Genomic DNA, 13,220 nt, shown 5'->3' on the forward strand with positions numbered 1-13,220 from the left:
TGTGTTTTTCGCGCGTGTCGTCCGGCGGTAGGCTCTCAGCCTTCTCACATCATGTGCCCAGGTCATTCGCGGTTCGCCTACTGTAGGCGGTGCCGCGGAGGGAAGTGGCCGCGCCGGTCTTCCCATTTCGGTGTGGCCAGATTAATATGCGAAGCGTGAGTATCTCAACGACCGAGTACGCCGTCCTGCTTTACAGTCATCGACCCGCCGTCATCGAACAGATGCGCTCGGCCATCGGCGAGGAGCCGGCCGAGGGGATCAAGATCGAGTACGCGGTCGCCGGAGCCTACGACGAGGCGGTCGGCCTCATCGACAAGTACGAGGTCGACCTCGTGCTGCTCGACGGGGAGGCCCAGCCCGCGGGCGGGCTCGGGATCGCCCGGCAGCTCCGGGACGAGTTCGACGAGCCGCCGACGCTGGCGGTCGTGGTGGCCCGGGCCGCCGACCGGTGGCTGGCGGCGTGGTCGCGGGCCGACGCGGTCCTGACCCACCCCCTCAACCCCGTCACGACCGGCCAGACGGTAGTAGACTTGCTGGTCAATCGTGCCGAAGGCACGGCGCCGGCGCAGCGCGCCGCCTGACCTCCCTCGACTGGAGTCCTCATGTCTACTGCCACCTGGCCTGACGTCCTCGCGCGGCTCTCGAGCGGCGACCACCTCGACGAGGCCAGCGCGGACTGGGCCATGGCCGAGATCATGGCGGGCAACGCCGATCCGGCCCAGCTGGCGGCGTTCGCGGTGCTGCTGCGCTCGAAGGGCGAGACGGCCGAGGAGATCGGGGCGATCGCGGGGCGGATGCTCGCCGAGACGACCCGCCTGGACCTGTCGGACCTGGGCGTGGCGGTCGACATCGTCGGCACCGGCGGCGACGGCTCGAACTCGGTGAACATCTCGACGATGGCGGCGATCGTGGTCGCGTCGGCGGGGGTCCCGGTCATCAAGCACGGCAACCGCTCGGCGTCGTCCTCGGTCGGCTCGGCCGACCTGCTGGAGGCGCTGGGCGTGGACCTGGAGGCCACGGCCGAGCGGGTCGAGGCCTCGGTGCGCGAGATCGGCATCGGGTTCTGCTTCGCGAAGACGTTCCACCCCGGGATGCGCCACGCGGGCCCGATCCGCTCGGCGCTGGGCATTCCGACGGTGTTCAACCTGCTGGGGCCGCTGACGAACCCGGGCCAGCCGCAGGCGGGCCTGATCGGCTGCGCGGACCCGGTGAAGGCGCCGCTCATGGCGCAGGTGTTCGCGGCGCGCGGCGCCTCGGTGTTCGTGGTCCGCGGCGACGACGGCCTGGACGAGATCTCGACGTCGGACACGACTTCGGAGTGGATCGCCTCGGGCGGCCGGGTCTCGCAGGGCTCGATCGACGTCAAGGAGTTCGGGCTGCGGAACGCGGGTCCGGAGGCGCTTCGCGGCGGGGACATCGAGTTCAACACGGCCGCGGCGCGGAAGGTGTTCGCGGGCGAGGCCGGGCCGGTGCGCGACGCGGTGCTCATCAACGCGGCGGCCGCGATGGCCTCGCGCCAGGGGCTGATGGACGCCGTGGACCTGCACGACGTGAAGGTGCGCCGGGGCCTGCTGGGCGCGAACCTGGAGCTGGCCGCGAAGGCGATCGACGAGGGGAAGGCGGCCGCGCTCGTGGAGCGCTGGGCCGCGTTCAGCCGCGACTAGAAGTGCGGTGAAGGGGCGGGACGCGCGATGCGTCCCGCCCCTTCACTCGTATTACCGGCGGCGCCGAACCCGGCCGTCCGGGTTCGTCCCGCCCCTGCGTCCGCGTTACCGGTACTTCTTCAGCTCGTCCTCGGAGGCGAGCGGCGCGGGCGCCGACTTCGGGAGCTCGGTGCGGATGAGGACGCAGCCGCACTCCTCGCAGCGCAGGACCTCGTCGATCGGGGCGGCCTTGATCGGGATCATGTCGGCCGGGGACTTCTCGATGCGGCACGAGCCGCAGCGGCGGCCGACGAGCTCGGCGGCGGCGATCAGCTGGCGGGCGTGGATGCGCTCGTAGAGCTCCACGAGCCGGTCGGGGATGTTGATGGCGAGGGCCTCGCGGGTGGAGGTCGCCTCGGCGGTCTCGGCGTCGATCTCCCCCGTCTGGCGGCCGCGGTCGGCCTCGGCGTCGGCCAGGACGGTCCGGGCCTCCTCGACCTGGCGGCGCACGTCGCCCAGCTCCGCGTCGAGGCCTTCGCGGCGCTCCATGAGCTCGAGCTCGTCGTCCTCGAGGGTGCGCTGGCGGCGCGCCAGGGACTCCAGTTCGCTCTGGAGCCCTTCGAGCTCCTTCGCGGTGGCCGCGCCCGAGCCCATGCGGGCGCGGTCGGCGTCGGCGCGCTTGGTGACGAGCTCGACCTCGCGCTCGACGCGTTCGATGTCGCGGTCGAGGTCGGCGAGGTCGCCGGTGAGGTTCGCGGCCTTGTCGTTCAGGGCCCGCGCGCGCTGCTGGGCGGTCGCGAAGGCCGGGTCGGCCTCGAGCTTGCGGCGGCGCTGCTCCAGCTGGGCGAGCTGGGTGTCCACCGCCTGGAGCTCGAGCAGTCGGCGCTGATCGAAGAGGTCGGCCTTCAACTCAGTTCACCCCGGATTTCTGGTGGAGGGTCCACGGATCGGTGTCGAGGTCGGAGACGAGGACGTCGTCGACCAGACGGGACAGTTGCTCTGCAACAGTATCGAGCCAGGGCCGCTCGGTCGCCCAGTGGGCGGCGTCGATGAGGGCCGGGCCGCTCCGGGAGAGGTGCTCGGAGGCGGGGTGGTGGCGGAGGTCGGCGGTGAGGTAGGCGTCGGCACCCGCCGCGGCGGCGTCGGCGAGGTAGGAGTCCCCGGCGCCGCCGCAGACGGCGACGGTGCCGACGAGGCGGTCGGGGTCCCCGGCGGCGCGGAGGCCGCCCGCCGTGGGCGGGAGGGCCGCGGCGGCCCGTTCGAGGAGTTCGGCGAGGCCGAGGGGGTCGGGCAGGCGGCCGACGCGGCCGATGCCGCGGCCGGTGCCCTCGTGCTCGGGGCCGTCGAGGGGGCGCAGCGGGCGCAGGTCGACCAGGCCGAGGCGGTCGGCGAGCGCGTCGGAGACGCCGGGGGCGGCGACGTCGGCGTTGGTGTGGGCGACGTGGAGGCCCATGCCGGACTCGATGAGGGTGTGGACGAGGTCGCCCTTGTAGTCGGCGGCGGGGTCGAGGCTGGAGACGCCGCGCAGGAGGAGGGGGTGGTGGGCGACGATGAGGTCGCAGTCGGCCTCGATCGCCTCGATGACCGTGGCGGGGACGACGTCGACGACGCAGAGGACCTTGCGGACCGAGTTGCCGCCGCGGCCGCAGACGAGTCCGACGCGGTCCCACGCCTCGGCCCAGCGGCGCGGGTACAGGTCGTCGAGTGCCGCGGTGATCTCGCTGAGCGTGCGCATGCCCTGAGACTAGCGAGGGCGGGTGGCGGGCGGAACCCGGAGTGGCGGCGGGTCCCCCCGCGCCGGCGGGGCGCGGGGACGCTCGTTCGGGTGAATTCGGGCCCTGAGAGCGGTTTCAGGGCCGATTCCCGTCGGACCCGGGCGGAACGATCGAACGGCGCGACAGTACTTTCCCCTCTCGTGGTGGGCGGGGGCTCGTGGATGGCCGCTTCAGCGGAGAAGGATGTGCCCGGAGCGCGAGCAGCTTGGCTCCGGGCACAGCGTGCACCGTTCCCGGTGCGGTCGGCGGCCGTCAGTTGAGGGCGCCCACCTCTTCGGCGAGGCGGCGCATCTCGGGGGCCGGCTCCCCCTTGGCGCGGTGCAGGATCTGGTCGATGAGGTCGATCGCGACCGGGCGGCAGCGGATCTCGGCCGGGGCGTTGCGGTCGGCGGTCACCAGGTACCGCCCGGCGAGGGCGATGTCGCCGACCTGCACGCACGCCCGCGACATGTCGAGGTAGTGGTGCGCGCGCCGCTCGGCCACGAGGTCGGCCAGGGCGGCGGGCAGGATGCGGTCGTGGACGGCGAGCGCGTCGCCGCCTTCGCCGAGCTCGACGAACGCGGCCGCGCGGTGCAGCAGCACGTTCGTGGGCCCGAACGAGGTGTAGTAGTAGTTCGCGTCGCGGCCGAGGATCGTGGCCGCGCGCGAGGCGCTGTCGAGCAGGTCGGCGCTGGTGGTGCCGTCGCCGGCGAGGGCGGCGGCCATGGCGCCCTGGAGGAGCAGCGCGCCGTAGACGCTGATCTCGGCGGGGCTGGAGGTCTCGCCGCCGGACTCGGAGATGAGTCCGTGCGCGACCTGGACGTTGAGGTCGAGGGCCGCCTGGTAGCGGCCGAGGGACCGGAGCGCGTTGGCGACCCGGGTGGTGGCGATGCCGGCCAGGAGGGGGTCGTTGCCGCGGTTGGCGGCGGAGATGGCGCGGTCGGCGGCGAGCCAGGCGAGCTGGGCCTCGCCGAGTTTGCGCAGGACGGTCGAGGCGATCTGGTAGACCTGCGTCATCACCTCGGCGGCGTCGGCGGCGGAGCCGCCGAGGGGCCGGTCCTCGGCGAGCGGCGTGTCGCGCAGGAGCTGGATGAGGGAGCGGGCGACGACCGGGTAGTGGCCCTTCTCGAAGGCGAGCCAGCAGTAGTTGACGGCGCCGCGCAGCTCGGGGATGGGGGTCGGGTCGATCGGGGCGGCTTCGAGGAAGCGGCCGAGGCGTTCGTAGCGTTCGAGGGATTGGCGGATGGACTCGACCTCGACCTGGTCGAGGCATCCGCCGAGGCCCGGCCTGCGCCGGGGTTCGCGGCCGAGCAGCTGCCCGGCGTCGATGCTGAGGGACTCGGCCAGTTCGGTGATGACCGAGTACTTGTCCAGGCGGCGGACGCCGCGTTCGATCTTGTCGACCCAGCTCTTGGACTTGCCGATGCGGTCGGCGAAGACCTGCTGGGACATGCCGCGGCGCTGTCGCCAGTAGGCGACGCGCCGGCCCATGGGCTGCGTTTCGGACTCCATGTCAGACCCCACCGTCTATATAGGAGTTTCGGGTGGACGCGGGGACGTCGTCCCCTCGTCGGTATCAGGTTGTGGCGGCCGCCGCGGGCCGGGGCTTTCCGGGTCGGGAACGGGAGGTCGCGGTCGGCGCGTCGGGACGCCGGGCGGTGTTGTCAGCTGTGCTCGTTGTCTCGACCCGCACCGGTTCCAGGCCCGCCTGCGCAGGCCCGGGTCCGCCGCCTCGGCGTCCCGACACTATGTGTTTACCGTCTTTTCGGTTCGCGCACAACGGCCGTCAGCTGCCAATATCACGCTGCGCCGGTGCCTCATCACATTCTGACCCGGTCCATCCACGACAGTGCCGGTTATCAGGGGTTATGCCGCGTTTCGATCGCCCGAAGGCAGGAAATCTGCACATGCAGCGTGTCGATTCAGAGGCCTGGGTCGTTGTGTCGGATATGAGACACAACCGAGTCGTGGAGCGCCGCGGCCACCGCCGCGCCTTCCGCAGGGCCTTCTCCGCGGCCGCCCTCGCGACCGCGGCGGCGGCCGCCCTGGGCTACGCGGTCGCCTTCTCGCCGCTGGCGGGGTGGGCGGCCCTGGGCGTCGCCGGGGCCGTCGCGGCGAGCCTGTGGCTGGAGGCGCGCAGCGGTCGCACGGCGACGCCGGCGCCCCTCGCCCGCCTCTTCTCGCAGCACGGCGGGGAGTAGCGCGCGGCCGTCCGGGTTCAGTCGAGGCGGACGACCAGGCACTTGCCGCCCTGGTACACGCCGCCGTCCACATTGAGCACGAGGTCGTCGCAGTAGCGGCGGGCCTCGGTCACCTGGCCCGGCTCCAGCCCGGTCGTGTCCGGGATCGTCGAGTGGCCGTGGACGAGCTGCTCGCCGCCGAAGGACCGCAGCATCCCGCGGACCCGCGCGGGCCCGTCGGGGCCCGCGAACTCATGCCGCCGGGTCAGCTCCCGGAACAGCTGCCACCACTCCTCGGGCTCGTCGGCGGACATGATCGCGCGGACCGCCGCGTTCACCGCCGCCGTGCTGCGCCCGTAGCCCAGGTACGACTCGGTGTCGGCGTGCACCAGGAGCGAGCGGTCCGCCAGGTGCACCACGGGCCGGGTCTCGAGCCACCGCACCTCGTCGTCGGTGAGGTCGCCCAGCTCGTCCTCGAAGCCGCCGTTGAGGACCCACCAGTGGAGGAACTGCCGGTCCTGCCCGTCGACGTCGGTGAACGCGACGTCGCCGAACCGCCGGGAGCCGAGCACGAGCACCTCGTGGTTGCCGATGAGGGTGTCGACCGACCCGCCCTCGGCCTCGGCCTGCTCGGCGAGCCCGCGCAGCAGCCGGACCACGGCCACGCCCTCCTCGCCGCGGTCGAACAGGTCCCCCAGGATCCACAGTCGAGCCGGGCCGCCGGTCCACCGGGTGTCATCGCCGACCAGTCCGCACTCGCGCAGCGCCCCCGTGAGCGCGTCGTAATGGCCGTGGATGTCGCTGGCCACGAACAGCGGACTCGTATCAGACATGGACTCGATAGTAATCCCGGCCGAGGCCGTTCGGTGAAGTTGTCGCCCGCTCTTCCAATGAGCTTGCCGGACGGCAAGTGCCCGGAATAGGATTCGGCCACCGCCATCCGCGCACCCGCCCCGGCGAGGCGCGCACCGTGACCGCAGCGAGGAGCCTCCGTGACCGAGAACCCGTTCCTGACCGCCTCTGACCTCCCCTATCAGCTCCCGCCGTTCGCCCAGATCCGCAACGAGCACTACCTTCCGGCGTTCGAGGCCGGCATGGCCGAGCAGCTGGAGGCGGTCGCCGCGATCGCCGCGGACCCGGCCGAGCCGACCTTCGCGAACACCGTGGTGGCCCTGGAGCGGTCCGGTCAGGGCGTCTTCAAGCGCGTCAACATCGCCTTCCACAACAAGCTCTCCTCGGACACCGACGACGGCCTCAACGCCGTCGAGACCGAGATCAGCCCCCGGCTGGCCGCGCACGCCGACAGGATCCTGCTGGACGCCGACCTGTTCGCCCGCCTCGACGCGCTGTGGCGGCGCAGGGGCGAACTGGACCTGGACGAGCAGGACGAGCGGCTCCTCGAGCGGTACCACACCGAGTTCGTGCGCGGCGGCGCCGCGCTCGACGCCGCGGGCAAGGAGCGCCTCGCCGCGATCAACGCGGAACTGGCCGAGCTGGCCTCCAAGTTCAACCAGCAGATCCTCGCCGACATCAACGACGCGGCCGTCCACGTCACCGACGCCGCCGAGCTCGACGGGCTCGGCGAGGACCAGGTCGGCGCCGCGGCGGCGGCCGCGAAGGAGCGCGGCCTCGACGGCTGGCTCATCACGCAGTCGAACTTCTCGCGCCACCCGCTCCTGGAGGACCTGAAGGACCGGGGCCTGCGCGAGCGCCTCTACAAGGCCACGATCGGGCGCGGCGAGGGCAACGCCGCGACGCTGCTGCGGATGGTGCGCCTGCGCGCCGAGAAGGCGCGGCTGCTCGGGTTCGAGCACTTCGCCGCGTACATCGCCGCGGACCAGACCGCCGGGAACGCCGACGTCATCGCCGAGCGCCTCGCGGGGCTCGCCGAGGCCTCGGTGCGCAACGCCCGCCGCGAGGCCGCCGAGCTCCAGGAGGTCATCGACGCCGAGGGCGGGGACTTCCCGCTCGCCGCGTGGGACTGGTCCTACTACGCCAAGCGGGTGCGCCAGGCCAAGTACGGCTTCGACGCGGAGGCCCTGAAGCCCTACCTCGAGCTCGACCGCGTCCTGGTCGACGGCGTGTTCTTCGCCGCCGAGAAGGAGTTCGGCCTGACCTTCGAGGAGCGGAGGGACCTGGTCGGCCACCACCCGGAGGCCCGGGTGTGGGAGGTCTTCGACGGCGGAGAGCCGCTGGGCCTGTTCGTGGGCGACTTCTTCACCCGCGACTCCAAGAAGGGCGGCGCGTGGATGAACGCGCTCGTCGTCCAGTCCGACCTCACCGGCGACAAGCCGGTGGTGGTGAACAACCTCAACATCGTCAAGCCCCCCGAGGGGCAGCCCGCGCTCATCACCGTCGACAACGTGACGACGCTGTTCCACGAGTTCGGGCACGCGCTCCACGGGCTGCTGTCGGCGTGCCGGTACCCGAAGACGTCGATGACCTCGACCCCGCGCGACTTCGTCGAGTACCCCTCGCAGGTCAACGAGATGTGGGAGGACTGGTCCGAGGTCGTGGCGAACTACGCGCGCCACCACGAGACCGGCGAGGCCGCCCCGGCCGAGCTGATCGGGCAGTGGAAGGCCGCCGGGAAGTTCGGGGAGGGCTTCGCCTCCACGGAGTACCTGGGGGCGGCCCTGCTCGACCAGGCCTGGCACCGGCTCGCGCCCGAAGAGGTCCCCGACGGCGGCGACGACCCGTACGCGGCCCTGGTGGCGTTCGAGCGCAAGGCCCTGGAGGACGCCGGGGTCCACATGGCCGAGATCGCCCCGCGGTACCGCTCGGGGTACTTCGCGCACATCTCGATCGGGTACGCCGCCGGGTACTACTCGTACATCTGGTCGGAGATCCTCGACGCGGACACCGTGGAGTGGTTCAAGGAGAACGGCGGCCTGACCCGCGAGAACGGCGACCACTTCCGTGCGACGCTGCTCAGCAGGGGCGGCTCGATCGACCCGATGGAGTCCTTCCGGCGCTTCCGCGGCCGGGACGCCGAGATCGACCCGCTCCTGGAGCGGCGCGGCCTGAAGTAGGCGGGAACGGAGTGCGGCTGCGGGGCCGGGCATCGCCCGGCCCCGCAGCCGTATCCGATATGAGCGGTCTATCCCCACCGGGGGTCTCCCCGTTCTCAACGCTGCGCGCCGGGTCCGGCACGGCGCGCCCGCGAGCGCTCCTCGTGTCCGCCTACAGCTCCAGGCGCCGCTCCCACGGGGAGGGGATCGGGAAGTACGACTCCAGGAAGCGGCGCATCATCGCCGAGCGCTCCTCGGCGAGCTCGGGCGGCAGCCCGGCGTCGTTGATGCAGAACGTCTCCCGGTCGCGCCGCTCCAGCAGCAGCTCCAGGCGCTCGGCCGCGTCCGGCATCCCCAGCTCCACATAGGCGTCCTGGGCCTGCCCGGCCACCGCCCGGCCCGACAGGTGCGCGTAGTAGTGCTGGAGCGTCACCGTCGAGACGTCGGTGACGTCGCGGAAGGCGCTGCGGGCCGTGCGCGCCAGGTCCTCGTCGAACTCCTTCGCCATCTCCGCGAGCACGCTGCGCTGGAGCGGGTAGGGCACGTGCTTCATCATGCGCGAGATCGTCCGCCCGAAGGCCCGCTCGATGAGCGCCCGGTCGTTCTTGAACGCCGCGTTCGGCGGCGAGTCGGCCCGGCTCACCGGGTCCATGTCGACGAACGTCTCGGCCGGGAAGAACTTCGCGAGCCCGTTCGGCTCGAAGAACAGCTGCGGCCCGATCGGGCGGCCCACGAACATGTCGTCGTTGAAGTACAGGAAGTGCTCGCTGAGCCCCTCGATGCGGTGCAGCTGCGTCTCGATCGCGTGCGAGTTGAACGTGGGCAGGCAGTCCGGGTCGTCGAACAGGTCGCGGTGGTCCACGATCGTCAGCCCCGGCGCGTCCGCGTCGAGCCAGTGCGGGCGCTGCGCGTCGGTCACCAAGTACACGTGGCGCACCCACGGCGCGTTCGCGTGCAGGGAGCGCAGCGAGAACCGCAGCTCCTCGCGGTCGAGGTAGCGGGCCTCGCTGGCCGACTCGGCGTGGTACGGCGAGCGGTCGGCCTCGGCCCGGCGGCGGCGCCAGGCGCGGTCGGCGCCGTCGACCCACGTGTACACCACGTCGACCGGGAAGCCGACGTGGTCGGGTCCGGGGCGGTCGAACTCGGGCCGGGTCGCGGTCGGCGGCAGGGCCTCGCGGGAGCCGGAGTCCAGGGCCGTGAAGAAGCGCCCGGGGGCCGGCACCCGGGCGCCGTCGCGGCGGACGAGGGGACTGATCCGGTTGTGGCGGGGGGCGAGCAGGTGCCCGTCGCCGGTGTCGGTCCAGAACTCGACGTCGCAGCCGTGGTCGGCGCCGAACACCAGGTCGCGGCCCGCGTCCGTCCACAGCCAGTCGGCGCGGACCATCGGCACGTCGCCCATGTCGGCGCGGCGCGCCCACAGGGGCCGGTCGAGGCCGAGCTCGGACTCGCGGAAGGCCGGTTCGGGCACCGAGAGGCGCCCGCCGGTCGACTCGCACAGCATGGCCAGGGCGGCGCACGCCCGCTGGCGCTCGGCGGCGTCGACGGCGACGACGGGGCGGGTGATGCTGAAGCCGGGCACGGCGAACCAGTCGACGCCGGCGGCGGTGAGGATGGCGGTGACGATCCCGAGGTTGCGCCGCCAGACCTCGACGGGGGTGGCCTCGGCGAGGGTGTAGGCGGGGCGGATCTCGCCGCCGTGGAGGACGTGGGCGGCCTCGAGGTCGGTGAAGTAGCCGTAGGGCTCGGTGACCGCCTGGACCGGTGGGGGCTCGACGGGGCGTGGTTCGGTGAGTGCCACCGCTTCCTCGAACGGGGGAACGAACTCGGTCGCTCGGGTTGCGATACGACGGTCATCGTCTGCGAACAATCGACACCTCCTGACACTCACGGCTCATCGCCGCTCCGGGGGTACTCCGGGGACTGCTGCCGGCAGGGTGGGGGCGGTCGTCGGTGACCACGCCTGAACGCCACGTGGCCGGACTTCGACACGTCCCTCAACAGTAGGCCACAGGCCGGTGACAAAATGGTGTCAGATTCGCGTCCGAACCGTCAACCGGCACGGGCGCGACCGAGGGGCCGCGTCCGTGCCGGGAATGAGTTGCCTACTCCCCCAAAGGGATTCGATCGATGTGCTGCCAGGTGTAGGTGGAGGCGTCCTCCGATTGGGCGACCCTGACGAGGTCCACGCCGGTGACCGTGATTTCGGTCCTACCTGGCCGGACGTCCCGGAGCTTGTTCTGGATCGCGCCCCGCTGGCGGTCGACGCCGAGGTCGTCGGAGCGGTAGGACAGCGAGACGTGCCCGGGGCCGCCGCACGGGCGGCCGACGTCGCCCTCGACGACCTCGTCGACCGCCGCGACGCAGGCGTCGACGAGCGCGTCGAAGTACGTGCCCGGGAACGTGTCGAGCAGGACCCCGCCGGTGGCGGCGAGCGCCGGTCCGACGGTGAGCTTGAACGCCGGGATCCCGGCGGCCTTCTCGCGCAGGCGGTCGACGAGTTCGCGGAGGACGTCGTCGCCGATCCCCGCGGCGTCGCACTCGACGGAGGCGACCGTGGCGTGGAGCCACTCGTGCGGGACCGGTTTGTCCGCGGCGAGGTCGATGACGGGCCGGTAGGAATCGGCCACCGCCTTCACCTCGGTCAGGTCGGTCAGGTAGACGTGGAGTTTGGTCCAGCCCTCGGGCCAGCGCTGTCCGGAGCTCGGAGCCTGGGTCCCGGTCATGGGCGCAGATTCGTTCACTGCTGTATCAAAGCCTTAGCGTGGTTCAGGTGTGACGGCGGCCCGGGCGGGCGCCGTTCGTTCCGCCGGACGGCCTGCGGGCGCAGCGCCCGGCGGCACCGTGTCGGGAGTCTACCCAGCGGGCGCCGCGCCCAAAAGCCGGTTGTCCGGCAGGTCACCCCACGGGCGAGGGCGGGCTCAGGTGGACGACGCGGTCGACCACCCCTTCGGGGAGCGGCCGGTGCGTGATGACGATGGCGGTCTTGCCTTCAAGAGCCGCGGCGGCCGTGCGGAGTACACGCGCGGCGGTGGCGGCGTCGAGGTGCGCGTCGGGCTCGTCGAGGACGAGGACCTCGCGGTCGGCCAGGAGGCAGCGGGCGAGGGCGATGCGGCCGCGCTCGCCGCCGGAGACGGTCCGGCCGTGCTCGCCCAGGCGGGTCTGGAGCCCCTCCTCGAGGCCGTCGAGCCAGTCGCGCAGGCCCGCCCAGCGCAGGGCGCGGGCGAGTTCCTCGTCGGTGGCGGAGGGCCGGGCGAGGCGGAGGTTCTCGGCGAGGGTGGTGTCGAAGACGTGGGCGTCCTGGGAGCACAGGCCGACGGTGCGGCGGACGTCGTCGCCGTCGTAGTCGGCGAGTTCGATGCCGCCGAAGCGGAGGCATCCCTCGTAGGGCAGGAAGCCCATGAGGGCGGCGGCGAGGGTGGACTTGCCCGAGCCGGAGGGGCCCATGACGGCGACGTGCTCGCCGGGCTGGACGGTGAGGTCGAGGCCCTGGAGGGCGGGCGCGGCGGCACCCGGCCAGGCGACGGCGAGCCGCTTGATCTCGATGTAGGGCGGGCCGCCGAGCGGGTTGGGCTCGAACTCCATGGGCTCGAAGGGGTCGGGGCGCGGATCGGGGGTGCGGGTGACCTCGAGCAGGCGCCTGCCGCAGGCCTTGGCGACGGCGGTCTGCTGGGCGGCGGCGGGCAGGGCGAGGACGGGTTCGAACGCGGCGAGGGGCACGAGCGCGACGACGGCGAGCAGGACCCCGTCGAGGGTCCCGGCGGCGACGGCGGGCACGCCGGTCCACAGCGCGCCGACGACGGCGGCGGCCATGGCGGCGAGCCCGGCGGCCTGGCCGAGCCCGGCGGTCCAGGCGATGCGGGCGTGGGCGCGGCGCAGGCGGCGGTCGGCGTCGAGGGCGCGTTCGAGGGCGACGGCGTCGGTCCCGGCGGCGACGAGCTCCTCGCGGCCGTCCAGGCAGGCGCGGACGCCGTCGGTGAGGTCGCCGCGGGCGTCCCTGGTGGCGCGCAGGGCGGTGCGCGCGGACCAGGAGGCGAGCGCGGGCCCGGCGAGGGCGGCGGCGAGCAGGGCCAGGGCGAGGACGGCGCCGGCGGCGGGCAGGAGCGCGGTCTGGAGGACGACGGCGCCGGAGGCGACCGCGACGGCGCCGGCGAGCGGGAGGGCGCCGCGCAGCCACCGGTCGCCGACGCCGTCGACGTCGTCGACGAGGCGGGCCTGGAGGTCGCCGGGGCGCCACAGCGGGACGCCCGCGGGGGCGAGGCGGGCGAGCTTGCGCCACACGGCGACGCGGAGGCGTTCGAGGCCGCGGAAGGCGGCGTCGTGGGAGACGAGGCGTTCGGCGTAGCGCAGGGCGCCGCGGCCGATGCCGAACAGCCGCACCGCGGTGATGGCGACCATGAGGTACAGGATCGGCGGCTGCTCCCAGGCGCGGGAGACGAGGTAGGCGGCCGTGGCCAGGAGCGCGAGCGAGCTCAGCTGGGAGAGGGCCCCGAGGGCGGCGCCGAGGCTGAGCTGCAAGGCGACTGCGTTGCGCCACGGGGCCTTCGAACGCTGCGGCGTTGCACGACGTGGGGGCATCACCGGACCACCTCTCGATCGGGGACCGCGTCGCGGCGAGGGGCCGTCGGGCGCGGG

General features: G+C 73.0%; 11 protein-coding genes. 4 read left to right on the forward strand and 7 right to left on the reverse strand.

The features are described from left to right. Nucleotides 1-161: 161 nt before the first annotated feature. Both LO763_RS20355 and trpD read left to right on the forward strand, forming a co-directional pair. Nucleotides 162-581, forward strand: a complete 420-nt coding sequence (locus LO763_RS20355; RefSeq protein WP_439650311.1) for a response regulator transcription factor — start codon at nucleotides 162-164, stop codon at nucleotides 579-581. Between the two features lie 21 nt (nucleotides 582-602). Then, nucleotides 603-1,664 carry an anthranilate phosphoribosyltransferase gene (gene trpD / locus LO763_RS20360; protein ID WP_230788046.1) on the forward strand — a complete coding sequence of 354 codons (1,062 nt, stop codon included), beginning with the start codon at nucleotides 603-605 and terminating at the stop codon, nucleotides 1,662-1,664. Nucleotides 1,665-1,769: 105 nt separating this feature from the next. Here trpD and LO763_RS20365 read toward each other — a convergent pair whose 3' ends face one another. The 3 genes from LO763_RS20365 to LO763_RS20375 all read right to left on the reverse strand — a co-directional run bounded on the left by LO763_RS20365 (nucleotide 1,770) and on the right by LO763_RS20375 (nucleotide 4,909). Beyond that, nucleotides 1,770-2,552 carry a zinc ribbon domain-containing protein gene (locus LO763_RS20365; protein WP_230788049.1) on the reverse strand — a complete coding sequence of 261 codons (783 nt, stop codon included), beginning with the start codon at nucleotides 2,550-2,552 and terminating at the stop codon, nucleotides 1,770-1,772. 1 nt (nucleotide 2,553) lies between these two features. Beyond that, a complete protein-coding gene (locus LO763_RS20370) occupies nucleotides 2,554-3,378 on the reverse strand; it encodes a Nif3-like dinuclear metal center hexameric protein (RefSeq protein ID WP_230788063.1) in 825 nt (274 codons plus the stop codon). Nucleotides 3,379-3,670: 292 nt separating this feature from the next. Further along, the gene (locus LO763_RS20375) at nucleotides 3,671-4,909 is read right to left on the reverse strand and encodes a helix-turn-helix domain-containing protein (protein ID WP_230788065.1); all 1,239 of its coding nucleotides are present in this window, start codon (nucleotides 4,907-4,909) and stop codon (nucleotides 3,671-3,673) included. A 437-nt stretch (nucleotides 4,910-5,346) separates the two neighbouring features. Here LO763_RS20375 and LO763_RS20380 point away from each other — a divergent pair, with 437 nt between their 5' ends. Further along, nucleotides 5,347-5,598: a hypothetical protein gene (locus tag LO763_RS20380; protein WP_230788067.1), complete on the forward strand. Its 252-nt coding sequence runs from the start codon at nucleotides 5,347-5,349 to the stop codon at nucleotides 5,596-5,598. 17 nt (nucleotides 5,599-5,615) lie between these two features. Here LO763_RS20380 and LO763_RS20385 read toward each other — a convergent pair whose 3' ends face one another. Continuing rightward, nucleotides 5,616-6,410: a metallophosphoesterase gene (locus LO763_RS20385; protein ID WP_230788070.1), complete on the reverse strand. Its 795-nt coding sequence runs from the start codon at nucleotides 6,408-6,410 to the stop codon at nucleotides 5,616-5,618. 159 nt (nucleotides 6,411-6,569) lie between these two features. Here LO763_RS20385 and LO763_RS20390 point away from each other — a divergent pair, with 159 nt between their 5' ends. Then, a complete protein-coding gene (locus tag LO763_RS20390; RefSeq protein WP_230788072.1) occupies nucleotides 6,570-8,609 on the forward strand; it encodes a M3 family metallopeptidase in 2,040 nt (679 codons plus the stop codon). 151 nt (nucleotides 8,610-8,760) lie between these two features. On the opposite strand, the gene LO763_RS20395 is transcribed toward LO763_RS20390, so the two are convergent. The 3 genes from LO763_RS20395 to cydC all read right to left on the reverse strand — a co-directional run bounded on the left by LO763_RS20395 (nucleotide 8,761) and on the right by cydC (nucleotide 13,103). Then, nucleotides 8,761-10,386: a stealth family protein gene (locus LO763_RS20395; protein ID WP_230788075.1), complete on the reverse strand. Its 1,626-nt coding sequence runs from the start codon at nucleotides 10,384-10,386 to the stop codon at nucleotides 8,761-8,763. 304 nt (nucleotides 10,387-10,690) lie between these two features. Next, nucleotides 10,691-11,329 carry a hypothetical protein gene (locus tag LO763_RS20400; RefSeq protein ID WP_230788078.1) on the reverse strand — a complete coding sequence of 213 codons (639 nt, stop codon included), beginning with the start codon at nucleotides 11,327-11,329 and terminating at the stop codon, nucleotides 10,691-10,693. A gap of 154 nt (nucleotides 11,330-11,483) precedes the next feature. Further along, nucleotides 11,484-13,103, reverse strand: coding sequence for a thiol reductant ABC exporter subunit CydC (cydC, locus tag LO763_RS20405; RefSeq protein WP_230788081.1), 1,620 nt, complete (start codon nucleotides 13,101-13,103; stop codon nucleotides 11,484-11,486). Nucleotides 13,104-13,220 lie beyond the last annotated feature (117 nt).

It is taken from the genome of Glycomyces amatae, from assembly GCF_020991375.1.
GTDB classification, from domain to species: Bacteria; Actinomycetota; Actinomycetes; order Mycobacteriales; family Micromonosporaceae; genus Glycomyces; species Glycomyces amatae.